Annotated in this window: 24 protein-coding genes; 16 read left to right on the top strand and 8 right to left on the bottom strand. The window is 61.6% G+C overall.

Annotated elements, in window-relative coordinates:
• The first annotated feature begins 112 nt into the window (after positions 1–112).
• The 4 genes from BFN10_RS14090 to BFN10_RS14075 all read left to right on the top strand — a co-directional run bounded on the left by BFN10_RS14090 (position 113) and on the right by BFN10_RS14075 (position 4,332).
• Entirely contained in the window at positions 113–1,324 is a 1,212-nt protein-coding gene (locus BFN10_RS14090; RefSeq protein ID WP_071490185.1) for an MFS transporter, read from the top strand.
• A gap of 61 nt (positions 1,325–1,385) precedes the next feature.
• The gene (locus tag BFN10_RS14085; protein WP_071490184.1) at positions 1,386–1,820 is read left to right on the top strand and encodes a hypothetical protein; all 435 of its coding nucleotides are present in this window, start codon (positions 1,386–1,388) and stop codon (positions 1,818–1,820) included.
• On the top strand, positions 1,817–3,277 hold the full coding sequence (locus BFN10_RS14080) for an ATPase domain-containing protein (protein WP_071490183.1): 1,461 nt from the start codon (positions 1,817–1,819) through the stop codon (positions 3,275–3,277). The genes BFN10_RS14085 and BFN10_RS14080 overlap by 4 nt, the downstream gene beginning before the upstream one ends.
• An 8-nt stretch (positions 3,278–3,285) precedes the next feature.
• Positions 3,286–4,332, top strand: a complete 1,047-nt coding sequence (locus BFN10_RS14075; RefSeq protein WP_071490182.1) for a sensor histidine kinase — start codon at positions 3,286–3,288, stop codon at positions 4,330–4,332.
• Here the strand turns inward: BFN10_RS14075 and BFN10_RS14070 are convergent.
• Positions 4,302–5,363, bottom strand: coding sequence for an SDR family oxidoreductase (locus BFN10_RS14070; RefSeq protein ID WP_071490181.1), 1,062 nt, complete (start codon positions 5,361–5,363; stop codon positions 4,302–4,304). The two genes, BFN10_RS14075 and BFN10_RS14070, sit on opposite strands and share 31 nt — an antisense overlap.
• A gap of 157 nt (positions 5,364–5,520) precedes the next feature.
• Between BFN10_RS14070 and BFN10_RS14065 the strand changes: the two genes are divergently transcribed.
• The gene (locus BFN10_RS14065; protein ID WP_071490180.1) at positions 5,521–6,318 is read left to right on the top strand and encodes a DNA/RNA non-specific endonuclease; all 798 of its coding nucleotides are present in this window, start codon (positions 5,521–5,523) and stop codon (positions 6,316–6,318) included.
• Between the two features lie 74 nt (positions 6,319–6,392).
• Here the strand turns inward: BFN10_RS14065 and BFN10_RS14060 are convergent, their stop codons facing one another.
• Complete coding sequence (locus tag BFN10_RS14060; protein WP_058425670.1) at positions 6,393–6,572, bottom strand: DUF1289 domain-containing protein; 180 nt, start codon at positions 6,570–6,572, stop codon at positions 6,393–6,395.
• A gap of 123 nt (positions 6,573–6,695) precedes the next feature.
• Between BFN10_RS14060 and BFN10_RS14055 the strand changes: the two genes are divergently transcribed.
• Positions 6,696–7,907 (top strand): YeeE/YedE family protein, encoded by a 1,212-nt coding sequence (locus tag BFN10_RS14055; RefSeq protein ID WP_071490179.1) that lies wholly within the window; start codon positions 6,696–6,698, stop codon positions 7,905–7,907.
• A gap of 1 nt (position 7,908) precedes the next feature.
• Here the strand turns inward: BFN10_RS14055 and BFN10_RS14050 are convergent, their stop codons facing one another.
• Together BFN10_RS14050 and BFN10_RS14045 are read right to left on the bottom strand one after the other, a co-directional pair.
• A complete protein-coding gene (locus tag BFN10_RS14050) occupies positions 7,909–8,070 on the bottom strand; it encodes a DUF2986 domain-containing protein (RefSeq protein WP_071490178.1) in 162 nt (53 codons plus the stop codon).
• Between the two features lie 40 nt (positions 8,071–8,110).
• Positions 8,111–9,163: an alpha/beta hydrolase family protein gene (locus BFN10_RS14045; RefSeq protein WP_071490177.1), complete on the bottom strand. Its 1,053-nt coding sequence runs from the start codon at positions 9,161–9,163 to the stop codon at positions 8,111–8,113.
• A gap of 244 nt (positions 9,164–9,407) precedes the next feature.
• Between BFN10_RS14045 and BFN10_RS29245 the strand changes: the two genes are divergently transcribed.
• From BFN10_RS29245 to msrA, 3 genes are all read left to right on the top strand, one after another.
• Positions 9,408–9,896 (top strand): hypothetical protein, encoded by a 489-nt coding sequence (locus BFN10_RS29245; RefSeq protein WP_130898114.1) that lies wholly within the window; start codon positions 9,408–9,410, stop codon positions 9,894–9,896.
• A gap of 97 nt (positions 9,897–9,993) precedes the next feature.
• On the top strand, positions 9,994–11,340 hold the full coding sequence (locus BFN10_RS14040) for a hypothetical protein (RefSeq protein ID WP_071490176.1): 1,347 nt from the start codon (positions 9,994–9,996) through the stop codon (positions 11,338–11,340).
• Between the two features lie 94 nt (positions 11,341–11,434).
• Positions 11,435–11,941, top strand: a complete 507-nt coding sequence (gene msrA / locus BFN10_RS14035; protein ID WP_071490175.1) for a peptide-methionine (S)-S-oxide reductase MsrA — start codon at positions 11,435–11,437, stop codon at positions 11,939–11,941.
• A gap of 160 nt (positions 11,942–12,101) precedes the next feature.
• Here msrA and BFN10_RS14030 read toward each other — a convergent pair whose 3' ends face one another.
• The 4 genes from BFN10_RS14030 to BFN10_RS14015 all read right to left on the bottom strand — a co-directional run bounded on the left by BFN10_RS14030 (position 12,102) and on the right by BFN10_RS14015 (position 14,922).
• Entirely contained in the window at positions 12,102–12,434 is a 333-nt protein-coding gene (locus tag BFN10_RS14030) for a DUF6124 family protein (RefSeq protein ID WP_071490174.1), read from the bottom strand.
• A 313-nt stretch (positions 12,435–12,747) separates the two neighbouring features.
• The gene (locus tag BFN10_RS14025; RefSeq protein WP_071490173.1) at positions 12,748–14,007 is read right to left on the bottom strand and encodes a flavin-containing monooxygenase; all 1,260 of its coding nucleotides are present in this window, start codon (positions 14,005–14,007) and stop codon (positions 12,748–12,750) included.
• 20 nt (positions 14,008–14,027) lie between these two features.
• The gene (locus BFN10_RS14020) at positions 14,028–14,474 is read right to left on the bottom strand and encodes a type II 3-dehydroquinate dehydratase (RefSeq protein ID WP_071490172.1); all 447 of its coding nucleotides are present in this window, start codon (positions 14,472–14,474) and stop codon (positions 14,028–14,030) included.
• A gap of 25 nt (positions 14,475–14,499) precedes the next feature.
• Entirely contained in the window at positions 14,500–14,922 is a 423-nt protein-coding gene (locus BFN10_RS14015) for a RidA family protein (protein WP_058425659.1), read from the bottom strand.
• A gap of 182 nt (positions 14,923–15,104) precedes the next feature.
• Here BFN10_RS14015 and BFN10_RS14010 point away from each other — a divergent pair, with 182 nt between their 5' ends.
• The 7 genes from BFN10_RS14010 (at position 15,105) to argE (ending at position 22,183) form a co-directional block, all read left to right on the top strand.
• Positions 15,105–16,079, top strand: coding sequence for a LysR family transcriptional regulator (locus BFN10_RS14010; RefSeq protein WP_071490171.1), 975 nt, complete (start codon positions 15,105–15,107; stop codon positions 16,077–16,079).
• Positions 16,080–16,290: 211 nt separating this feature from the next.
• Positions 16,291–17,808, top strand: a complete 1,518-nt coding sequence (locus tag BFN10_RS14005) for an amino acid ABC transporter permease/ATP-binding protein (protein WP_071490170.1) — start codon at positions 16,291–16,293, stop codon at positions 17,806–17,808.
• Positions 17,809–17,835: 27 nt separating this feature from the next.
• On the top strand, positions 17,836–18,708 hold the full coding sequence (locus BFN10_RS14000) for a phytanoyl-CoA dioxygenase family protein (RefSeq protein ID WP_071490169.1): 873 nt from the start codon (positions 17,836–17,838) through the stop codon (positions 18,706–18,708).
• A 28-nt stretch (positions 18,709–18,736) separates the two neighbouring features.
• Positions 18,737–19,567 carry an ABC transporter substrate-binding protein gene (locus BFN10_RS13995; protein ID WP_071490168.1) on the top strand — a complete coding sequence of 277 codons (831 nt, stop codon included), beginning with the start codon at positions 18,737–18,739 and terminating at the stop codon, positions 19,565–19,567.
• A gap of 54 nt (positions 19,568–19,621) precedes the next feature.
• On the top strand, positions 19,622–20,353 hold the full coding sequence (locus BFN10_RS13990; protein WP_071490167.1) for a class II aldolase and adducin N-terminal domain-containing protein: 732 nt from the start codon (positions 19,622–19,624) through the stop codon (positions 20,351–20,353).
• A 10-nt stretch (positions 20,354–20,363) separates the two neighbouring features.
• Positions 20,364–21,038, top strand: coding sequence for a DUF1028 domain-containing protein (locus BFN10_RS13985; protein ID WP_071490166.1), 675 nt, complete (start codon positions 20,364–20,366; stop codon positions 21,036–21,038).
• Positions 21,035–22,183: an acetylornithine deacetylase gene (gene argE, locus BFN10_RS13980; protein WP_071490165.1), complete on the top strand. Its 1,149-nt coding sequence runs from the start codon at positions 21,035–21,037 to the stop codon at positions 22,181–22,183. The genes BFN10_RS13985 and argE overlap by 4 nt, the downstream gene beginning before the upstream one ends.
• Positions 22,184–22,286 lie beyond the last annotated feature (103 nt).

The following is a 22,286-nucleotide window of genomic DNA, read 5'->3' as shown; positions in this document are numbered from 1 at the left end:
GGTGGAGGAAGCGAGATAAATACTAGTCGATACATAAGTCGTTGACAACACGCTATGTCCAGACGCAACATTTGTATCGATCAGTATTTAAATCCCGCTCAAGGAGTTACCCGTGACACCTCCACTCACTTTATCGGCGTCATCCGACCGCCTGCCCATCGGCGCCTTGCTCGCCCTGGCCATGACCGGCTTTATCTGCATCGTCACCGAAACCCTGCCCGCCGGCCTGTTGCCGTTGATTAGCGACGGTCTGGCAATTTCCCCGTCGATGGCCGGGCAGATGGTCACCGCGTATGCCTTGGGCTCGGTGCTGGCGGTGATCCCCATGACCATCGCGACCCGTGGCTGGCGCCGGCGCAATGTGCTGTTGCTGACCATCGTCGGTTTCCTGCTGTTCAACTCCATCACCGCGCTGTCGTCCCACTATGGTGTGACCCTGGTGGCGCGTTTTTTTGCCGGTGTGGCAGCGGGGTTGGCCTGGAGCCTGCTGGCCGGTTACGCCCGGCGCATGGTCGCGCCGCACCAGCAGGGCAGGGCGCTGGCGTTGGCGATGGTCGGCACGCCGATTGCGCTGTCGTTGGGTGTACCGCTCGGCACTTGGCTGGGTGGGTTGGTGGGATGGCGCACCACGTTTGGCCTGATGTCGGCGGTGAGTCTGGTGTTGATTGCGTGGGTGTTGGTCAAAGTCCCGGACTACGCTCCCCAGCCCGCCCATCAACGTATGTCGCTGGGCCAGGTGCTGAGCACGCCGGGCGTACGGCCGGTGCTGGCGGTGGTGATCAGTTGGATGCTGGCGCACAACATTTTGTACACCTACATTGCACCCTTCGTGGCGCCGGCGGGGTTGGCCGAGCGGGTCGACCTGGTGCTGTTGGTGTTCGGGGTTGCCGCGCTGGCAGGGATCTGGCTCACGGCCAGGCTCGTTGAGTCGTTGTTGCGCAAGACCGTGCTCGTCAGCCTGGCGGTGTTCGCGGTCGTCTCGCTTGGGCTGGGTCTTTTTGGCAACCTGCCGGAAGTGGTCTACCTCGGCGTGGCCGTGTGGGGCCTGAGTTTCGGTGGCGCCGCGACCCTGCTGCAGACCGCCCTGGCCGATGCGGCGGGCGATGGCGCCGACGTGGCGCTGTCGCTGAATGTGGTGGCCTGGAACAGCGCTATCGCCGGCAGCGGTGTCGTCGGTGGGGTGTTGCTCGAGACCTGGGGCGTGGCCTCGTTTCCGTGGGCGATGTTGCTGTTGATCGGTGTGTCGCTGGCGATTGCCTGGAGCGCCCGTGCCCATGGTTTCAAACCCGGGCGGCGCATGGGGGCGCAGATAATGGCTCATTAAACCCTCGGACGAATGCCAGAGGGTGTACGCTGGATATCAATTCATCGGATATCAGCCCTTCATGTCCACGCTAAGCGAAGAGAGCCGCCAGATCGTAGCTTCTCTGGCGCACCGTGTTGGTCCCTCCGCGGATATCGCAGGCATCGCCGAGGCGATCACGTCGATATTGCAGGACATGGACGCAGCACTCACGCCCATCATCGGGCAGCAAGGCTGTGTCGCCTTGCTGCGCCGCAGCCTGCACCTCAGCGCCTCGGCCCATGCGCGATTGGCCGGCATGCACGATGGTGTGCAAGCCACGCCTGACAGATCCGGGCTCAAAGCCGTACTGCTTGAGCAGACTGAGGCCGATGCGCTGTTTTTCGGTGAGGTGCTGCTGACCACTTTTTACACTTTGCTCACCACGCTGATCGGGCCTTCGCTGACCGCGCGTTTACTACGCGACGTGTGGGAACCTTCTTTGAGCGACACCCCTTCGCAGGAAAATTCGCCATGAGCACCAAAGTAACGATCAACCGCCTGGCTACCGGTGTGCCAGGGCTGGACGAGGTGCTGGGCGGAGGTTTGCCGGAGTTTTCGTTCAACCTTATCGCCGGTCCGCCTGGCTGTGGCAAGACCACCCTGGCGCATCAGATGATGTTTGCCCTGGCGACACCCGAGCGTCCGGCGCTGTTTTTCACCGTGCTGGGCGAGCCGCCGCTGAAGATGCTCCGTTATCAGCAGCAGTTCGACTTCTTCGACAGCGACGCGATCAACCAGTCGATCCGCTATATCAACCTGGCCGACGACACCCTGGCCGGCGACCTGGACGAAGTGCTGCGCCGGATTGTCAGCGAAGTGGAGGCGCATGCGCCGTCGTTGGTGTTTGTCGACTCCTTCCGTTCGGTGGTGCTCGCCAGCCAGACCCAGCACAACCCCAATAACAACCTGCCGCAGTTCGTACAACAATTGGGTATGTTGATGACCACGTGGCAAGCGACCACCTTCCTGATCGGCGAGTACTTCACCGAGACCGACACCAACCCGATCTTCACCGTGGCCGATGGATTGATCTGGTTGCGCCAGAGCGTCGAGCGCAATTCGATGGTGCGCAAGATGGAAATCATGAAGATGCGCGGCCAACCGACCTTGCCGGGGCTGCACACCTTTCGTATCGCCAGTTCAGGCATCAGGGTGTTCGCACCGGCCCCGCTCAACCCGGACGAGACGCCGAGATCGCTGCCCATGCAGCGCCTGAAAATGGGCGTGCCACGCCTTGATGAGATGCTCGGTGGCGGCCTGCCCCGTGGCTATTCGTTGCTGGTGGCGGGGCCTTCGGGGTCGGGTAAGAGCATCCTGGCAGCGACCTTCCTGGCCGAGGGCGCGCGCAATGGCGAAGCCGGTGTGATCGCGGTGTTCGAGCAACGGCCCAACCACTCGCAAAACGCAACGCTGGCCGACTTGATCCGCAGCGGCCAGGTCAGCCTGGTAGACAGCCGGGCGCCGGACCTGTCGATCGACGAAATTGTCCAACTGCTGCTCAGCGAAATCAGCCGCTTGAACGCCACGCGGGTGGTCATCGATTCGCTGTCGGGCTTTGAGCTGGCCCTGGCGCCGACCTTCCGCGCAGACTTCCGTGAGTCGTTGTCACGTATGGTCACCGCGTTGACCCGCGCCGGGGTCAGCGTGTTGATGACCTCAGAGCTGGAAGACCGCTACACCGACCTGCGCTTCAGCCCCTACGGCACCGCGTTCCTGACGGACGCGATCATCGTGCAGCGCTACATCGAAGTCCGCAGCCGCCTGCTGCGCATCATGGCCGTGGTCAAAGTGCGCGCCAGTGCCCACTGCGACGAGCTGCGCCAATACCACATCAATGACGATGGCCTGCAGATCGGCGAGATGCTCGCTGACCAGGAGGGGCTGCTGGGTGGGCGTCCGACGACCCAGCGCACAGGAGACCACAATGATTGAACTGACCCATGAGTAATTCGGCGGGAGAGGACGCGCGTAAAGTGGCCAATGCGGCCCATGAGCTGTTCCTGCTCGGCCAGAAAATCGTTGAAGCCCGTGCAGTACTGGCTGCGCTGCAGCAACAACTGGAAGGCGCCAACACTCGCCTAGAGGATACCCAGCATGTCGAGCAACTGATCGAGGCCAACCAGCAGTTGGTGCTGGCACTGCTCCTGGCCCAATCCGACACTGTCGCGGCGCCGAAGGTAGAGGACCAACTGCTGTTCCAGAAGCTGCGCGAAGCCAATGCGCAACTGGTGTTCGCCGCACTCAGCGCCCAGGACCTGCAGGTCACCGCCGAACGTGCGCTAGGTCAGCAGAAACGCATCCTGGCGATGGTCGCCCATGAACTGCGCAACCCGCTGACGCCTATCAGTCTGATTGCCGAGCGCATGGTCCGGCTACCCAGCGACGAACTGCCGCGTATGCGTGAATTGATAGAGGGCCAGGTCCAGCATATTTCCCAACTGGTCGATGACTTGCTGGATGTCTCGCGTGCCAGCACCGGCAAGCTGCGCATCCACCGTCGCGAGGTGGACATGCTGCGTATCCTGAATGCCGCTGTCGAGGCCTATAGCCCAGTGATGATCGGTCGAAAGCAGCAATTCGATGTGGTGTTGCCGGATGTTATCCCGAGCCTGTACGGCGACCCCGTACGGCTTGCGCAGATCCTGCACAACCTGCTGGGCAACGCAGCCAAGTACACGCAAGCGGCTGGCCGTATCGCGATGGTGGTGAGCGTAGAGGCCGGGCAACTGAAGATCAGCATTGCCGACAACGGCATTGGCGTGACCGCCAAGGCCTTGCCGTTCATTTTTGATCCTTATGTGCAAGATGCCCACGCCATCGGTTTCAACAGCGCCGGCCTGGGTATTGGCTTGACCGTGGTGCGCGAACTGGTCGAAGCCCACGGCGGTACAGTGACGGGCATGAGTGAAGGACACGGCAGGGGCAGCGAGTTTGTGGTCGTGCTGCCGCTATCCAGTCAAGGGATCAGCCGTGCATCGCGCAACTGATCGAACACGTCGAAAAAGGCCTGGTCGCTGGCCTGGTAAGCGGTGAAACCCAGTTGGCGGCTCTTGGACATATCGGTGACCACCTCGATCGGCCGTCCCAGGTCGGCGTCGGTGTGCCATGGCGAAATGAGTCGGCTGATGTCGGCTTCTTTCAGCCCGTACTGCGCCGCGATCTGGTTCCAAGTGGCCTGGTCGTCGGCCATCTGGCGCTCGAGTGGGGCGGGCGCGGCTGGGAACGGTGCTGGTGCAAGGCCGAAGTAATCGGCAATCTGCCCCCACATCCATTGCCAGCGGAAAACATCGCCATTGGTGATGTTGAACGCCTGGTTGGCAGCCGCTGACGTGGTGGCTGCCCATAGCTGTTGCTGGGCCAATTGCCGCGCATCTGTCATGTCGGTGAGGCTGTCCCATTGCACGCGGGAGCCTGGGAACACGAATGGGCGCCCGGTGTATTTGCACACGCTGGCGTAGACGGCGAGGGTGGTCGCCATATTCATCGCATTGCCCACAGCGACACCCGTGACGGTGTGCGGGCGGTGCACGCTCCAGGTGAAACCATCTTTCTCGGCCGCAGCGAACACTTCGTCTTCCTGGGCGTAGTAGAAATTCTCCACGTCCAGGCGGCCTTGGTCTTCGCGGAACGGAGTTTGCGGCAGGCTGCCCTTGCCATAGTTTTCAAAGGGGCCGAGGTAGTGCTTCAGCCCGGTGACCAGCGCTACGTGTTGCACACTGCCGGTGGGGCGTACGGCGTCCAGCACGTTGCGCACCATGGCGGCGTTGACGCGGATGTTCTCGACTTCCGTGGCCTGGCGCGACCAAGTGGTGATGAATACGTGGGTGGGTTTTAACGCGGTCAGTGCCTGCTGTACGGTGGCCGGGGATTGTAAGTCGGCGCTTATCGGGATCACGCCGGGCACCTGGGAGGGGCTGCGTGAGAGCGCGGCAACCTGCCATTGGTTGTCCAGCAGTAATTGGGTGATGGCGCTACCAACGATGCCGCTGGCGCCGACGACTAAGGCTGTCTGGGTCATAAAATTCCTCCGAGGATGTAGGGTTCTGAACCCTTGCATGTAGGAGAGGTTCAACCTTTACCGAAAGCCTGGCGGCACCAAACAGGTATCTGAGGGTCCATAGGCCCCGCACGAATATTCGCGCGTGTCCGTTTACCCTTACCATAAGATCTAACGCATGTACCTACGCAACGTTGCAGTCGGGCTGTCGGCCCTCGTTTTGCTCTCCACCGCTGTAGACGCACGCAGCCTCGCCAATCCCTATACCCCCACCCAGCAGCGCAGTTCGTTTGACGGTTGCGCCCAACTCTTTCCTGCCACCAGACCGATCAACACCGCCACCGTCCCGGCGTCGATGAAGCCTCTGGCCCTGTGTTCGGACACCTTTGCGGTGCTGTACTCGCAAACCAGCAAGACCCCGCTGGTGGTCGTCGAGCGCCTGAATGCCGCGCAATTGAAAGACGCCAAAGGCGAGGAGCGCACCAACCAGTTCTATGCGGACCCGCGCATTCCCCAGGGTGGCCGCGCGGAGCTGAGCGACTACCGCAGCCAGCACCCGGCCGTGGACCGTGGCCACCAGGCCCCGGCCGCCGATGCGCCTGACGCCCACGCCATGGCGCAGTCTTTTGCCCTGTCGAACATGGTGCCCCAGGACCCCACCAACAACCGCAAGGTCTGGAGCAAGGTCGAGGCCGACGTGCGCAAGTTTGCCGTGCGTGCCGGTGGCGACGTGTATGTGTTCACCGGCCCGTTGTTCGACCCTGGCTATGGCACCATCGGCCACAACAAGGTCTGGGTGCCGACGCGGTTGTTCAAGCTGGTGTATGACGCCTCCAGCAAGCGCGCCTGGGCCTATGTGCTGCCCAACGCCGAGACGCGCATCCAGAAACCGATGGACTACGCGACGTTTGTGAAGAGCACCGGGCTCAAGCTGCTGGGTGATCTTCCGGTGTCGGGGTCGGTGGGGCGGGGTTGACCCCCATCTTGCGGGCCAATTGTGGTGAGCAGGCATCTGTGGCAAGCCCGCTCGCCACAGATGCATGAACAGCCTCACCTGGCTTTTTTCAACGCCTTGAGGCGCTGTGTCGCACGCTGTACGGCCGCCATCTTCTCCGGGCGTTTCATGCGTTTCCATTTGCGGATGTCATCCTTGGTGCGTCCGCAACTGACGCAGAGGTCGCCGCTGAGCTGGCAGAGGGAAACGCAGGGGTTCTCGATGTCTTTGGCCACGGGTTCACCGGCTGATGGAGGAAAGGGGCGACGTCAGGCCACACGCATCCCGGGATTATCTACACACAAGGGTATACTCGCCACCCTCGCAGCCTACTCCTTTCAAACAGACCGAGATTCCCCATGAGTACCTCTCTGCCTCTCACCCCCGCGCGCAAACCCGTCGCGCCGCTGGTGGCCTTTATCATCCTGGTGCTGGGCGCCCTGTTCCTGCAAAACAGCGTCGGTTCGCACCAGGTGCTGTTGCTGGTGGTCGGCGCGGCACTGGGCTTGACCCTCTACCACGCCGCCTTCGGTTTCACTTCGGCCTGGCGCGTGTTCATCAATGATCGCCGTGGCGCTGGCTTGCGCGCGCAGATGGTGATGCTGGCGCTGGCGGTGCTGCTGTTCTTCCCGGCGCTGGGGGCGGGCACGCTGTTCGGGCAGCCGGTGACCGGGCTGGTGGCGCCGGCCGGGGTGTCGGTGGTGTTCGGGGCATTTATTTTCGGCATCGGCATGCAGCTGGGCGGCGGTTGTGCGTCGGGTACGCTGTTCACCGTCGGCGGCGGCAATGCGCGCATGCTGGTCACGTTGCTGTTCTTTATCTGCGGTTCGTTGATCGCCACGCACCATGTTGACTGGTGGTTCGGGCTGCCGGCGTTCCCGGCGGTGTCCATCGTCAAGAGCTTCGGCGTGGTGCCGGCATTGGGCTTGAGCCTGGCGGTGTTCGCGATCATTGCGCTGGTGACCGTACGGCTGGAGAAGGGTCGCCATGGTCAATTGGAAGAGGGCGTGAAAAGTGAGCACCGAGGCCTGCGCCGCTTTCTGCGCGGGCCGTGGCCACTGGTGTGGGGCGCCATCGGCCTGGCCCTGCTCAACTACGCCACCCTGGCGCTGGCGGGACGGCCCTGGGGCATCACCTCGGCGTTCGCGCTGTGGGGCGCCAAAGTCGCCAGCGGCCTGGGTGTGGACGTGGCCAGCTGGGCGTTCTGGCAGATGCCGGGCAATGCCAAGGCCCTGGCCGCGCCGGTCTGGGAAGACATCACCAGCGTGATGGACATCGGCATCGTCCTCGGTGCGCTGCTGGCCGCCGGCCTTGCCGGGCGCTTTGCCCCCAGCCTCAAGATTCCGGCGCGCTCGCTGGTGGCGGCTGTGATCGGCGGCCTGCTGCTCGGCTACGGCTCGCGCCTGGCGTACGGTTGCAACATCGGCGCGTACTTCAGCGGCATCGCCTCGGGCAGCCTGCATGGCTGGGTATGGCTGGTGGCGGCGTTTATCGGCAACAGCGTGGGCGTGCGGTTGCGGCCGTTTTTCTTTGCGGGGGAGCGGCGGCAGGTGGCGTTGAGCGGTTGCTGAGTCAGCTTTCCGGGGAAAGGCTTGGGTCCTGGGCAGCTTCGGCCGCGAGCTTTTCCCGGTCTGCCTTGCTGATGTACTTGTCCTTCTTCTTCGGCGCCAATTTGGCGTTGGCCTTCCTGGCTTTTTCCTTGAAGAGCTGCTGGAGTTTTTTCTGGCGGTTCATGTGGTTCTCCCCGGGTTGTACAGGCCCGGGATGATACCAGCTAAAAATCGGCCGCCGCGCGCCGTGCCGCTGTCCGCCCCAAAAAACCGGTGATCAGATCCAGCACCTGTTGCTGAATCACCGCCCTTGGCCGAGCCCCCTCGCCATCGCGGCAAATCATGCCATCGCCCGGCGAGTCTTCTTCGATCAACGCCATGCCACCCGGCTTGCAGATCGACATAAAGCTGAAGTGCGTAGCGTCGCTGATCTCCACATACTCGGTCGAGGCCTTTGGCATACGCCTGACCATATCGGCGGACTCCAGGTTGGGGTCCATATCTTCCGTTGGCACGCCCCCCGCAATCACCAGCGCCGGCACCGGCAGGGCGGCCAGGCTGGCGTCGGTGAAGCCGCGTGACAGGCCCAGGTCCAGTGTCACTACAGCGCCGACGCGTGGGTCGCGCAGGTCAGCGGCCAGTTGGGCCTTCGCCGCCGGTGTCGCGGCGGGTTTGATCTGCTGGTAGCCAATGCAGCCGCCCAATTTGGGGTGAGTGTTGCAGTCGCGGGCGAAGAGGTCCGGGTCGAAACGCGTGCCGGCGATTTCCATGGCGGTCCAGCCACCGATGGAGTGGCCGACCACGGCGATACGGTTGTTTGCCACGGTGCCGAACTGCGTCGGCTGGGCGATCACCGCATCGATGGCCCGGCTCAAGTCTTTGGGCCGTTGCCACAACTGCGCAGCGGCCTGGGGGCTGCGATCCTTGCTGGTGGTGCCGGGATGGTTGACCGCCGCCACGATGTAACCCTGATGGGCCAGGGCGCTGGCCAGCCACACCTGGTTGCCCCAGTTGCCGCCGTAGCCGTGGGAGAGCACCACCAGCGGATGTTCGCCGCTCGCTGCCGGCGCATCGGGCACTGCCAAGGCACCGAAAAACACGGCGTCATCGCGGATCAACTCAGGCGTAGCTGCGGTGGCGGCGGGGTACCAGACCACCATTTGCAGCGGGCGTTGTGCATCAGGGACGTTGATGCTCTTGAAGCCGATGGGCGTGGTGTCGGCGAATGCAGGCATCGCCAAGCCAATCAACAGCAGCGCGGTGAGGGTGGTTTTCACGGTTTTATCGTCCTTGATGTGAGGGCGGCATCATGCCTTGGAACAGGGGTTTTTAATAGAGGGGAGGCGGGACTAGGAAGTTACTGACAAAGTCCTACTTGTAAGTATTACAGATAAGGGCTTCATGTTTTTAGGAAGCGGGTGCCTTACTTGAATTGAAAAATCGTGCAAGGGTAGTGGTGTGATTCCTACTGCTGGAATGATTGGAACCTCAGGTATTAATTTATGAACTAGGGTGAAGATTATGAAGAGCTCGAAAAGTATCAATAAGGTTTGGCTTGCTGTGGGTGTTGTTTTAACTATTTTTACAAAAAATTCCGTGTTGGCGGCGGAGGGCGTCTTTACTAAAACGGTGGCACCAACTCCCGTATTGGTACTGTCCAATTCTAATACTGTGCCGAGTCGTGAATTCGCAAACTTTAGCGTGCTGGCTGCGGATATTCCCTCAGGAACACTCCAAGACCCCAAGCAGATATCAGAAATTCGGTGGAGTACAACGTACTATCCTGGGACACTGAGTGAGAAGGTTGAGCTGTGTTACTTTCGCTCCTTCAGTGCTGAAAAAGATTGTCGTGATATCTTTCCGAGTTCTTCGGGTGTGCTGATGGATTTTAACAATCAGTCATTCGGTCACGGTTCAAAAGTTACGATTTTTCATACGGTATTGGGCGGCACTCCACCTTACGCTCGTCCTGCCGGCGTTGATTCTGTGACAATTAAATATAGCTATTAGTGTGGTGTGATGCCCGCAGCCAATTTGGCTACGGGTATTTGGATAGGTAAGAAACTTTTACATGACCATTCACATGCCTAACGCAAGGTGAATACTAATGATCACTATCAGCCCTAATACCTCCTCGTCTAACAGTCGCGTGATGAATGAATCCGGCGGCATTGTTATTCCGTCAACAGTCTCGCCTGACAACGCCCAGGCTGATGCCCCCCTCTCTACACGTAATGCCGGCACCACCACCGTCTCAATCCTGGCGCGTCAACTGAGTGATGCGGCACAGCGGGCGGAGACACCCGTTGGCCAAAAGAACGCCGACTCCCTAGAACCCATCACCGACGAACAGTATTTCGCCAACAAGGCACAACACGACGCAGAGACTCCAACGGCCAATGACCCAGAACTCCTGGCCCGTGCGCGACAAGCGACCGGTTTCCTCAACGGTCATGACAGCAACCCCTTCAAGGGACTAGGGCGAGATCAACTCAACCTGATCGCCCGCGACAACGGCGGCGCCTTCACGGTTAACGAGCGCAGGGTGGCGTGGGAAACCGTCCAGTCGATGGCGCCTTCAGGTGTTTCTTATCCTGAGCCAGTCCCCATTAACGGTCGTGAGACCTTCATTTCGCGCATGTTTCACAATGGCGAACCACCCGTTGCCCTTCCACCCGCGACCTTTGAAAACGGCACTCAAAATCGCAACGACTTTCTCACCCTCGATGACCGTGCCTTGATCTCGGATATGTACGCTTATGCACATTCAGAAGGTGCGGATCTACGTCACGTCGACCGATTGGTTTATGCACTCGCTGACTATCGTTATTTCAGCGACGGTCGCCAACTCATTAGCAATAATGGCTATTACGTCGATGAGTATTGGACGACGTTCGATTTCAAGCCGGAGGACGCCACCATCGCTTCACGGATACTGTCCAGTTCAGCGCTCGGCAGCAGCCGTATTGACCCGGGTTTTGTGAAGCACATCCTGGATCCGGGCATTGGGGTGTACTCCCACTTAGGCGGCATACCGTTCCTGGAGCGTATGGTGAAAAAATTCTCCAGTGAAGGTGCGGATCAACCCCCCCTCGGCAGTGAGTACGTCACCTTCAACTACGCCAAGGCGGCGGACCATATCGTCACCACCACGCACAAGGACATAAAACTCCCCCCCTCCGAGGCTCTCTTCGAAGTCGTCAACGGGGTGTGGAACCTCACCGAATACGGCAAGGCCGCCGGCTATGTACTGGATGTGGCTAACCGCCGTGTCTATAAGCCAGAGGAACCAGCAAGCGTTCCAACTCACCCGGTTTCAAACGTGAACGGGCCTGACGGTGAAGCTTCCAACAAAACCTTTCTGGACGCTCTCGGTGAGACTCGCGACCCGCCCCAAGCACACTGGATCTGGCCCGGCCACCTGTTCAAATTGATGAAAAACTTCAAACCCTGAGCTCCCGGCGCACTGCGTAACAAACCGTGAATCTTGCTATTGGCCAACACGGCCCCATAACTAGGCAGGTATTCACTTATCGCAAGGGCAGACCATGACCAACTCAACCGAAACCGCCATCCTCGCCGGCGGTTGCTTCTGGGGCATGCAGGACCTGTTGCGCCGCTACCCCGGCGTGCTGCACACCCGCGTCGGCTACACCGGCGGCGATGTGCCGAATGCCACCTACCGCAACCATGGCAACCACGCCGAAGCGATTGAAATCGTGTTCGACCCGGCGGTGATCAGCTACCGGCAGATTCTGGAGTTCTTTTTCCAGATCCATGACCCGAGCACGCCGAATCGGCAGGGCAATGATTTGGGGCCCAGTTATCGTTCGGCGATTTATTACCTGAGTGAGCAGCAGCGGGAGGTGGCCGAAGATACGGCGGCGGACGTGGATGCATCGAAGCTGTGGCCGGGGAAGGTGGTGACGGAGATCGAGCCGGCGGGGCCGTTTTGGGAGGCGGAGCCGGAGCATCAGGATTATCTGGAGCGGATTCCCAATGGCTATACCTGCCACTTTATTCGGCCGAATTGGAAGTTGCCCAAGCGTGGCTGAAAGCACTGCCTGGAAGCGCGAGTCGTTGTAAGGGGCAGCCCTTTCAAGGTCGTTAGGTAGAACTGACGATAAGTACCCTGTGGCGAGCGGGGCAAGCCCGCTCGCCACAGCTGCAGTGTTCGCCCTTATGGGACGGCATCAGCCGGATATGGCCGGTTTCTCAAAGACCTGGATCGGCTAGCGTAGCTTTGCGCTCCATCAGCTTATCCACCAACAAAACCCCCAACTCACTCAACTGGTGAATGGCCAGCACCACATCCCGCTGTTTACCCGTCAACGCCTCCGACAGGTCGAGCAGCAAGGCGCTGACCGAGGAAAAGGTTTCGTAGCTGTTGACGATCAATGTTTCGTTGCTGGCATCGCTGGCGATGCTGAAGAGTGGCGCAGGTGGTGCTTCGGCACCGGGGTTGAGGTAATGGTCAATCGCACGATTCGCCGCATGATTGAGCTTCAGGTCCGGACCGTTTGGAGGATTGGGCGTGACTTTGAACATGTGTGTTGTACCTGTTTTAGGGCCAACACCTTTTCGCTACTAAACGAGAGGGTGGCGGCTGTACGCAGGTTAGTAGACCGGGGAAACACACAAAGCCGGCGCGCCCGAGGGCGCCCTGCGCACAGCCACCATCAAGCACAGACAAGAACATCTGATCGATGAGGCTCATGCACTTTATGTTGTCACTCGGGCTACTAAACCCGATCACTGAGTGTTCAGCGACCGAGCCACCTTAGAGACGCTCACCCAAGCGCACAAGCCGGCGGATTCTGACGCAACTGTAGGCAACGGGGCAAGGTGCGGTCGACCTGCCCTAAGCGTCTGAGGACTTGTCGTACGCCCTGTACGCGTTCTGCACCACGATATGGTCCGCCACGTACTTCGCATCGTGCCAAACCCCATAGATAAATGAAGATGCGCGGTTGACCAGGTTCGGCAAACCCAGGAAGTAAATTCCGCTCTGTGCCGAGATCCCGCGTTTGTGGAACGGCTCGCCTTTCTCGTCGAACGCGTCCACCTTCAACCAGCTGAAATCGAACTTGAAGCCGGTGGCCCAAAGGATTGTGGTCACGCCCGCTTCAGCCAGGTCCAGGCTCAACATCGGGTTCACCAGGCACTCTGGATCGGGCAACAGTTCCCAGGCCTGTGGCTCCGGCGGGAACGGCAAGCCATTGGCCTCGATATACGCATCCGCATCGCGCAGTACGTCAAAGTAAGCGCGGTCGCCTTCAGCCACGTTCTCGGCCAACCCCGGTTGAAACCTCATCACGCCTTCCGCCCAGTCCTGGGTAACGCCCACCAATTGAATGCCTTGATGTGCCAGTCGGCGAAAGTCCACCGTCTTGCCGCCTTCGTAACCACTCACCGCAAACGCCACGTGCTTTTTCTTCGGCTGGATCTTGACTTCATCCCACAAGCCCAACGCGCCCAGCCACCAGCAATAGTCGCGGCCACGATAGGCGCGGGGCGGGCGGTAGTGTTCGCCCACCGAGAGGTACACGGTCTTGCCGGCCTTTTGCAGTTCTTCGGCGATCTGCGAGCCGGAGGCACCGGCGCCGACCACCAATACGGCGCCTTCGGGGAGTTGGCCGGGGTTCTTGTAGGCGCAGGAATGCAGTTGGTGCAACGGTGCGCTGGCGGGGACGATGTTCGGGATTGACGGGCGCTGGAACGGGCCGGTGGCAGCAACGACGTTGGCGGCTTCGATCACGCCCGCGGAGGTGGTGACCTTGAAGCCGGGGCGACCTGCGTGGCGTTCCACCGACTGGACTTCCACGCCCGTGCGGACAGGGGCCTGCAACTTATCCGCGTAGGCCTCGAAGTAGTCGGCCATGCGCTCTTTTGGCGGGAAGGCTTCCGGCGAAATGCCTTCGAAGGTGAGACCGGGAAAGCGGTCATGCCACGCCGGCCCGTTGGCGACCAGAGAGTCCCAGCGTTCCGAGCGCCAGCGTTCGGCAATGCGGTGGCGTTCCAGCACGAGGTGGGGCACACCCATCAAGGACAGGTGCTCGCTCATGGCGACGCCGGCCTGGCCTGCGCCGACGACCAGGGTGTTGATTTTTTCGACGGACATAGGCGGTTCCTGAACAGTCATTAGGCGGTTTGGCCTAGCAATTCGGCCACAGCCGTGATTGCCAGTTGGTAACCCAGCGCCCCCAACCCGGCGATCACACCGGTAGCGGCCCTGGACACGTAGGAGTGGTGCCGGAAGCTTTCGCGCTGCCAGATATTGCTCATGTGCGCTTCGATGATCGGGCCGTCGAACGCCAGCAACGCATCGAGGATCGGCACCGAGCTGTAGCTGAGCCCGGCGGCGTTGATCACGAGGGCGTCGGCGTGCAGGCGTGCTTCCTGAATCCAGTCCACCAGCACGCCTTCATGGTTGCTCTGGCGAAAGTCCAGCGTCAGGCCCAGGGCGGCGGCGTGGCGTTGGCAGCGGGCGTCGATGCTGGCGAAGCTTTCGCTGCCATAGGTGCCGTTTTCATCCAGCCCATACAGGTTGGCGTTAGGCCCGTTGAGGAAAAACACACGATGGGTCATGGGGCACTCCAGGCAATCAGCGCTTTCATACGGCCCAATCGTCCGGCACCACGGCGATCACATCGATCTCCATCAACCACTCCGGCTGGCCCAGCCCGGAGATCACCAACCCAGTGGAAATCGGGAACACACCTTTGAGCCACTTGCCCACCTCCTGGTACACCGGCTCGCGGTAGCGCGGGTCGATCAGATAGGTGGTGGTCTTCACGATGTGCGACAGGTCCGAACCTGCTTCTTCCAGCAGTTGCTTGACGTTCTTCATCGCCTGCTCGGCCTGGGCGCGCGGGTCGCCGAGGCCGACCAGGTTGCCGTCGAAATCGGTGCCGATCTGGCCGCGCACGTAAATGGTGTTGCCGGCGCGCACGGCCTGGCACAGGTCGTTGTCCAGCGCCTGGTTGGGGTAGGTCTGTTGGGTATTGAACATGCGGATGCGGGTGTGGGTCGGCATAACGGCAACTCGTGGGAAGCGGGATAGATCCAGCTTCACACCGCCCCGGCTGCGGCGAAACCAGCATTTGCGCGGGGTAGTGCTTAGGAAAAACCGAAGCCCGTGCAGGTCATCGGTTTGCGCCTGACCCGGCACGAACCCTGCAACACCACCGGTACAGTCATTGTTGAGGGGCAGGCGTCATGCTCAGTCGTATTACTCAGCGTCAACTGGAGTATTTCGTCGCGTCGGGAGAGGCGGGCAGCATCAGTGCGGCCGCCGAGCGCATTCATGTGTCGTCGCCGTCGATCTCGGCGGCGATCACCCATATGGAGGCGGAGCTGGGCATTCAGTTGTTCATCCGCCATCACGCCCAGGGCATTTCCCTCACGGCGGTGGGGCGCCTGGTGATGCAAGAAGCCAAGCTGATCCTGGAGCAGATGACCAACCTCTACACCATCGCCTCGGAGTCCTTGAACACGGTGCGCGGGCCGTTGCGCGTGGGTTGCCTGGAGTCGCTGGCGCCGATGATCACGCCAGAGCTGGTGTTCGGTTTCGGCCGTGCGTTTCCCGGCGTACGGCTGACGCAAGCCGAGGGCAACCATGAAGAGCTGCTGGAAAAACTGCGCAGCGGCGAGCTGGATATCGCCCTGACCTACGACCTGGTGACAAGCCCGGACATCGACTTCCAACCCCTGGCGCAACTGCCGCCCTACGTGATGGTGGGCGAGTACCACCCACTGGCGAACTCACCGGCCGTGAGCATGCAGGACCTGGAGGCCTTCCCGGTGGTGCTGCTCGACACGCCGTGGAGCCGTGACTATTTCCTCAGCCTGTTCATCCAGGCCGGCACCACACCGAACATCATCATGCGCTCCACCAACCTTGAAACGGTGCGCGCCATGGTGGGCAACGGTATCGGCTATTCCTTCGCGAATGCGCGGCCCAAATCGAACATGTCCCAGGACGGCAAGCGCGTGATCCGCCTGCGCCTGGCGGGTGCACACCGGCCGATGCGCCTGGGCTACGCCACGGCCAGCAACACCCAGCTGTCGCGGGTGGTGTCGGCGTTTGCCGAGCGGTGCCGCATGTTTGTGTCCGACCAGTACATCCCCGGCATGGCGCCGCCGAGCTTTTTTGACCCGCATGCGGTGCGGGTGTTGAGCGGTGTGGGCTGAGCTTGCACCAGTAAGTGGCATGCGCAATACGGCCGATTCAAGCCTGCACCAAAGGTGGGAGGGGGCCCCCTCCCACATTGGATTTTGGTTGCTCTCAGGCTGCATAGGTTCTGCCTACCCAGTGCCCCGGCTTTTACGAATTGACCCCAACCGCCTCCCGCCACGACTCTGAACCCATCGATGTAGATCAACTTCTCAGGGCACAGCGACGATGACATTCGACTGGAACTACATGTTGGGTTTGCTGGGCGATGCCGAGTTCTGGCGCGCGACGTGGACGGTGATCAAGCTCAGCACCCTGACCTGGGTGTTGAGCATTGGCCTGGGCTTTCTGCTGGCCCTGGCCAAGCAATCCAGACATGGCCTGCTGAGCGTGCCGGCCCGCGGCTACATCTGGCTATTTCGCAGCCTGCCGTTGCTGGTGCTGCTGATCTTTATCTACAACCTGCCGCAAGCGTTGCCCGGTACCTCGGCGGTGCTGGCCGACCCGTTCTGGTCCGGCCTGTTGGCCCTGGTGATCTGCGAGACCGCCTACGTGGCTGAGATCCATCGCGGTGGCCTGCTGTCGATTCCCAAAGGGCAGGGCGAGGCGGCTCGTGCGCTGGGCCTGAAGTTCTTCGGCACCCAGTGGCGCGTGGTAATTCCCCAGGCGCTGCGGGTAGCGTTGCCGTCGCTGGCCAACGAATACATCTCCATCGTCAAGCTCACCTCCCTGGTGTCGGTGATCTCCCTGACCGAGATCCTGATGGTCGGCCAGCGCCTGTATTCGCAGAACTTCCTGGTGATCGAAACCATGGCGGCGGTGGCGTTCTTCTATGTGTTTATCGTCACGGTGTTCGACTTCCTGCTCAAGCGCCTGGAGCGCTTTCTCGACGTCAACCAGCGCAACGTGTCCCGTGTTCCCGATGCGGCGGTGCTGGCCCTGGCGACCCAGCAGCGCACTGCCTTGGCGCGCCCGGCCAATAATGGCGAGTCGGCGTTGCAGGCCACGCGGTTGCACAAGGCCTACAACGATATCGAGGTATTGGGCTCGGTGAATCTGCAGATCCAGCCCGGTGAAGTGGTGTCTGTGATCGGTCCGTCGGGCTCCGGCAAGACCACGCTGATCCGCCTGCTTAATGGTCTGGAGCAACTGGACAACGGCGAGATCAGGATCAATGGCCAACCCTTCATCCACTTGAACAAAGTCGGCGCGCAGAAACCCCAGTACATCGAGCACGCCGAGCATCGCCTGCACATCGGCATGGTGTTCCAGAGCTTCAACCTGTTCCCGCACTTGAGCGTGCTCGACAACCTGCTGATGGCGCCCAAGTACCACCGCCTGGGCGCGACCGCCGAACTCAAGCAACAGGCCTACGCGCTGCTGCACAAGGTCGGCATGCTCGACCACGCCTGGAAGTACCCGCACCAGTTGTCTGGCGGCCAACAGCAACGCGTAGCCATCGCCCGCGCCTTGATGATGCGCCCGCAGATCATGCTGTTCGATGAGCCTACCTCGGCGCTGGACCCGGAGAAGGTCAACGAGGTGCTGCAGGTGATCGAAGCCCTGGCCGAGGAGGGCATCACCATGGTCATCGTCACCCACGAGATGAACTTTGCCTTCAAGGTCTCCGACCGCATCGTGTTCATGGAGAAGGGCCGCGTGGTCTGCGACGACACGCCGGGCGTCTTGCGCAGCGGCCACAACCCACGCGTGGAGGCGTTCCTCAAGGACGTCTCGCTGGCGTGATCTCTTTAACGTTCAGGAAACACTAAAATGATCGAGCAATCGCAAATCGAACAATTCCAGCGCGACGGCTTCCTGGTGGTCGAAGGCGTGCTGTCGCAGGATGAAGTGGCCGCGTTGCAGCACGACTTCGACCAATGGGTGGAAGAAAGCCGCAGCCATGACCGGGGCTGGGGCGCCACTGTCGATGGCCGTGAGCGCTTTGACCTGGAGGGCGACCACCGCGCCGACCACCCGTCCCTGCGCCGGGTCAGCTCGCCCACGGAGATTTCGCCGGCCTATGAGCGCGTGGCGTTGCACTCGCGCATGGCGGCGATTTCCGCGCAACTGATCGGCGCCCAGGGTACGCGTTTTCACCACAGCAAGATCAACTCCAAACTGCCCCACACCGCGACCCAGGTGAAGTGGCACCAGGACTTCCTGTTCACGCCCCACAGCAACGACGACATCGTCACCGCCTTGCTGATGGTCAGCGAAGTGACGCCGCAGAACGGCCCGCTGAACGTGATCCCCGGCAGCCACAAAGGCCCGCTGTGGTCGCACTGGCAGCATCAGCGTTTCACCGGTTCGGTGGACGACAGCGTGGTCGCGCAACACTGCCAGCAACCGGTGGCCTGCTACGGGCCGGCCGGCTCGGTGTGCTTCATGCACACCCGGCTTTTGCATGCTTCCAGCCCAAACGAGACCGAACTGCCGCGCACGCTGTTCATCAGTGTCTATGCCGCTGAAGACGCGCTGCCCTTCGGCGAAAACCCGTTGCCCAGCGCACATGCCGGCCTGTTGGTGGCCGGTGAGGAAAGTGGCCTGGTGCGTTCCACCGACAACCACATGCGCCTGCCGCAGAAGCCTCGTGGCGCCTCGTTCTTCGTGCAACAGGCGGGACAAGATTCAGCCACTGCCTAACCCCCCTAAACCCTTGCAGGTAATCACCATGACAGCGTTTCGTAAAAGTGTTCGTCCCCTTGCCGTGTGCCTGCTGGGCGCAGCCGTTGCACTGACCTCGTTGGCCGCTTCGGCGTTCCAGCAGGACGGCAAGATCATCGCCGGTTCCGACGTGACGTTCTTCCCCTATGAGTACATGGATAACAACAAGCCGGCGGGTTTTGATATCGAGTTCATGGACGGCCTGGGCAAGGTCATGGGCCGCCAGGTCGAGACCCTCGACACACGCTTCCCCAACCTGATCACTGGCCTGCAGGCCGGGCGTTTCGATGTGACCAACTCGTCGATGTACATCACCGCCGAGCGGGTCAAAGTGATCGACATGATCCCTTATCTGAAAAGCGGCGAGTCGATCCTCACCCTCAAGGACAGCGCCTTCCAGCCCAAGACCCCGGAAGAGTTCTGCGGCCACAAGATCGGCTCCATGGGGGCCACCTCGTGGCTGGCGCAGATGAACAAGCTGTCCACCGAATACTGCGTCGCCAAGGGCCTGAAGCCGATCCAGATCAGCGAATACAGCACTGACCCGCAAACCACCCAGGCGCTGCTGGCCCACGCCGTCGAAGCGCAGATCACCGATGCCGCCGTGGCCCGAGGCGTGATCGACAAGCTCGGCAGCCGCGTGGTGATCTCGTCCGACACCCTGATCTACCCGGTGCTCAACGGCTTCGGCGTGAAGAAAGGCAATGACACGGTAAAAAAAGCCCTGCTCGACGGCCTGGAAAAATACCGCGCCACGCCGGAGTACGCCGCCCTGCTCAAGAAGTACAACTTCCAAGCGCCGACCGATGCCGACATCGCCGCACTGATGCCGAAGTAAACCTACACGCGCGTGCCGCATTCGCCTGCGGCCGCGCCCTGCGGAGAGCGATCCATGGCGTTATCCCACGAAGAACAGACGCGCATCGACCTGGCGGCGACCTTTCGCATCATCGCCCATCTGGGCATGCATGAAGCGGTGGCCAACCACTTCAGTGCCGCCGTTTCGGCCGATGGCAAACAGTTTCTGCTCAACCCGAAGTGGAAGCACTTTTCGCGTATCCGCGCGAGCGATCTGTTGCTGTTGAATGCGCACGACACGGCCTGTGCCGATCACCCCAACGTGGACGCCACGGCCTGGTCGATCCATGGGCAGATCCACCGGCTGTTGCCACAGACCCGTGCGGTGCTGCACCTGCACCCGGTGTACACCACGGCGGTGGCGTGCCTGGCCAGGCCGCACATCCCGCCGATCGACCAGAACACCGCGCGTTACTTCAACCGCGTGGCCGTGGACGAGCTGTACGGCGGCATGGCCGACACCGAGGCCGAAGGCGCACGGCTGGCCGGGTTGCTCGACGGCAAGACGCGCTTGTTGATGGGTAACCACGGCGTAATGGTCACGGCCGGTTCCATCGGTGAAGCGTTCGACGACATCTGGACCCTGGAACGTTCCTGCCAGATCCTCGTCACGGCCTGGTCCACCGGACAGCCGTTGCGGGTGCTGTCCGATGAAGTGGCGGAAAAAACCGCGCGGGGCTGGGAAGGCATCGCGGACTTTTCGCGCCAGCATTTCGAAGAAATGAAGCAGCTGATGATCGACGCTGACCCTTCCGTGCTCGATTGAGGACACCTCCATGACGTTTTCCGTTGTCGCCCGCTGCGCCGAGACGGGCCAGTTGGGCATTGCGATCAGCTCATCGAGCATTGCCGTGGGCGCGCGTTGCCCATGGCTGCGTCCCGGCGTGGGCGCGGTGGCATCGCAGAACATTACCTTGCCGAGCCTGGGGCCTCAGGTGCTGGATTTACTGGAGCAGGGCCTGACACCGAGTGAAGCGCTGGCGACGTTGGCCGGTCAGGATCACAGCGAGTATCGCCAGGTCAGCGTGATTGATCACTTGGGCCGCACCGCGCATTTCAGCGGTGCGCAGACCCTGGGTATTCACCACGCAGTGAGTGGCGAGCAATGCGTGGCGGCAGGGAACATGTTGGCCAACCCCGGCGTAATCGAGGCCATGGTGGCGGCGTTCGAAGCGGCCCCGGGGCACCTGGCCGACCGCCTGCTGGCCGCGATGCACGCCGGTGTGGCAGGTGGTGGTGAAGCGGGGCCGGTGCATTCGGCGGCGCTGGTGATTGTCGATGACCTGCTGTGGCCAGTGGTCAATCTGCGTGTGGATTGGGCCGATGCGGACCCGATCAGCGCCCTCGACCAACTCTGGCAAGCCTATCGCGGGCAACTGCAGGATTACATCGACCGCGCCCTCAACCCGCAGATCGCACCGGGTTATGCGGTGCCGGGAGATGACCGATGAACAGCCGCGACCTGCTGGCGCAACTGGTGCGTTTCGACACCACCAGCCGCGAATCCAACCTGGCCTTGATCGACTTCGTGCGCACCTATTTGCAAGACCACGGCGTGGCCTGTGAGCTGGTGTACAACGCGCACAAGAGCAAGGCCAACCTGCTTGCGACGATTGGTCCGGCGCAGGTGCCCGGCATCGTGTTGTCCGGGCATACCGATGTGGTGCCGGTGGACGGGCAGCGCTGGCGCGTGGCGCCGTTCGAGCTGACCGAACAGGACGGCAAGTTGTACGGTCGTGGCACGGCGGACATGAAGGGCTACATCGCTTGTGTGCTGGCGTGCGTGCCGGCGTTGGTGCAGGCGCCGTTGCGCATGCCGGTGCATATCGCGCTGTCCTACGATGAGGAAGTCGGTTGCCTGGGCGTGCGCTCGCTGATCGAGCGGTTCCACGGGCAGCCGGTCAAGCCGCTGCTGTGTGTGATTGGCGAACCCACCGAACTCAAGCCGGTGCTGGGCCACAAAGGCAAGCTGGCGATGCGCTGCCAGGTGCATGGCGCGGCGTGCCATTCGGCGTACGCGCCGGCGGGCGTGAACGCCATTGAATACGCGGCGCGCCTGGTCAGCGAATGGGTGCGGCTCGGCGAAACGCTCAAGGCGCCAGAGCATCTGGATGCGCGTTTCGACCCGGCGTTTTCTACGGTGCAGACTGGTTTGATCAGTGGCGGCAAGGCGCTCAATATCGTGCCGCAGGACTGCAGTTTCGACTTTGAAGTGCGCTCGCTGCCGGCCCAGGATCCCTGGCAGGTGGTGCAGCAACTGCGCGACTACGCCGAGTACTCCCTGTTGCCGGCGATGCGCGCGGTGAGTGCGCAATCGGCGATCAGCATCAGTGAGTTGTCGAGCTATCCCGGGCTGGCCACAGCGCCTGAAAGCCAGGCCGCCGAATGGGTGGCGCAGTTCTGTGGCTCGCAGGATTTTGGCACGGTGGCCTTTGGGACAGAGGGGGGTCTGTTCGACCAGGCCGGTATTCCTACGGTGGTGTGTGGGCCTGGCAGCATGGAGCAGGGCCACAAACCGGACGAGTTCATCAGCCTGGCGCAGTTGCAGGCCTGCGACCGGATGTTGGCGCGGGTGCTGAAGTTTGTGAGCGTGTAGGTTACCTGTGGGAGGGGGCTTGCCCCCGATGGCGATGGGTCAACTAACAATGCAGTGACTGGATGTCCGCAATCGGGGGCAAGCCCCCTCCCACCTTTGATCT

Source organism: Pseudomonas extremorientalis (assembly GCF_001870465.1).
Taxonomy (GTDB): domain Bacteria; phylum Pseudomonadota; class Gammaproteobacteria; order Pseudomonadales; family Pseudomonadaceae; genus Aquipseudomonas; species Aquipseudomonas extremorientalis.
Note: the sequence above shows the minus strand (reverse complement) of the source record. Positions and strands in the feature narration are given on the sequence as shown.

What these genes read in the sequence shown, in the direction of transcription:
- BFN10_RS14055 (WP_071490179.1), top strand. Translation starts at nt 6,696, where the DNA reads ATGAGTACCTCTCTGCCTCTCACCCCCGCGCGCAAACCCGTCGCGCCG.
- BFN10_RS14050 (WP_071490178.1), bottom strand. Translation starts at nt 8,070, where the DNA reads ATGAACCGCCAGAAAAAACTCCAGCAGCTCTTCAAGGAAAAAGCCAGG.
- BFN10_RS14030 (WP_071490174.1), bottom strand. Translation starts at nt 12,434, where the DNA reads ATGTTCAAAGTCACGCCCAATCCTCCAAACGGTCCGGACCTGAAGCTC.
- BFN10_RS14015 (WP_058425659.1), bottom strand. Translation starts at nt 14,922, where the DNA reads ATGCCGACCCACACCCGCATCCGCATGTTCAATACCCAACAGACCTAC.
- BFN10_RS13995 (WP_071490168.1), top strand. Translation starts at nt 18,737, where the DNA reads ATGACAGCGTTTCGTAAAAGTGTTCGTCCCCTTGCCGTGTGCCTGCTG.
- BFN10_RS14070 (WP_071490181.1), bottom strand. Translation starts at nt 5,363, where the DNA reads ATGACCCAGACAGCCTTAGTCGTCGGCGCCAGCGGCATCGTTGGTAGC.
- argE (WP_071490165.1), top strand. Translation starts at nt 21,035, where the DNA reads ATGAACAGCCGCGACCTGCTGGCGCAACTGGTGCGTTTCGACACCACC.
- BFN10_RS14020 (WP_071490172.1), bottom strand. Translation starts at nt 14,474, where the DNA reads ATGACCCATCGTGTGTTTTTCCTCAACGGGCCTAACGCCAACCTGTAT.
- BFN10_RS14085 (WP_071490184.1), top strand. Translation starts at nt 1,386, where the DNA reads ATGTCCACGCTAAGCGAAGAGAGCCGCCAGATCGTAGCTTCTCTGGCG.
- BFN10_RS13990 (WP_071490167.1), top strand. Translation starts at nt 19,622, where the DNA reads ATGGCGTTATCCCACGAAGAACAGACGCGCATCGACCTGGCGGCGACC.
- BFN10_RS14025 (WP_071490173.1), bottom strand. Translation starts at nt 14,007, where the DNA reads ATGTCCGTCGAAAAAATCAACACCCTGGTCGTCGGCGCAGGCCAGGCC.
- BFN10_RS13985 (WP_071490166.1), top strand. Translation starts at nt 20,364, where the DNA reads ATGACGTTTTCCGTTGTCGCCCGCTGCGCCGAGACGGGCCAGTTGGGC.
- BFN10_RS14000 (WP_071490169.1), top strand. Translation starts at nt 17,836, where the DNA reads ATGATCGAGCAATCGCAAATCGAACAATTCCAGCGCGACGGCTTCCTG.
- BFN10_RS14040 (WP_071490176.1), top strand. Translation starts at nt 9,994, where the DNA reads ATGATCACTATCAGCCCTAATACCTCCTCGTCTAACAGTCGCGTGATG.
- BFN10_RS14065 (WP_071490180.1), top strand. Translation starts at nt 5,521, where the DNA reads ATGTACCTACGCAACGTTGCAGTCGGGCTGTCGGCCCTCGTTTTGCTC.
- BFN10_RS14080 (WP_071490183.1), top strand. Translation starts at nt 1,817, where the DNA reads ATGAGCACCAAAGTAACGATCAACCGCCTGGCTACCGGTGTGCCAGGG.
- BFN10_RS14005 (WP_071490170.1), top strand. Translation starts at nt 16,291, where the DNA reads ATGACATTCGACTGGAACTACATGTTGGGTTTGCTGGGCGATGCCGAG.
- msrA (WP_071490175.1), top strand. Translation starts at nt 11,435, where the DNA reads ATGACCAACTCAACCGAAACCGCCATCCTCGCCGGCGGTTGCTTCTGG.
- BFN10_RS14075 (WP_071490182.1), top strand. Translation starts at nt 3,286, where the DNA reads ATGAGTAATTCGGCGGGAGAGGACGCGCGTAAAGTGGCCAATGCGGCC.
- BFN10_RS29245 (WP_130898114.1), top strand. Translation starts at nt 9,408, where the DNA reads ATGAAGAGCTCGAAAAGTATCAATAAGGTTTGGCTTGCTGTGGGTGTT.
- BFN10_RS14010 (WP_071490171.1), top strand. Translation starts at nt 15,105, where the DNA reads ATGCTCAGTCGTATTACTCAGCGTCAACTGGAGTATTTCGTCGCGTCG.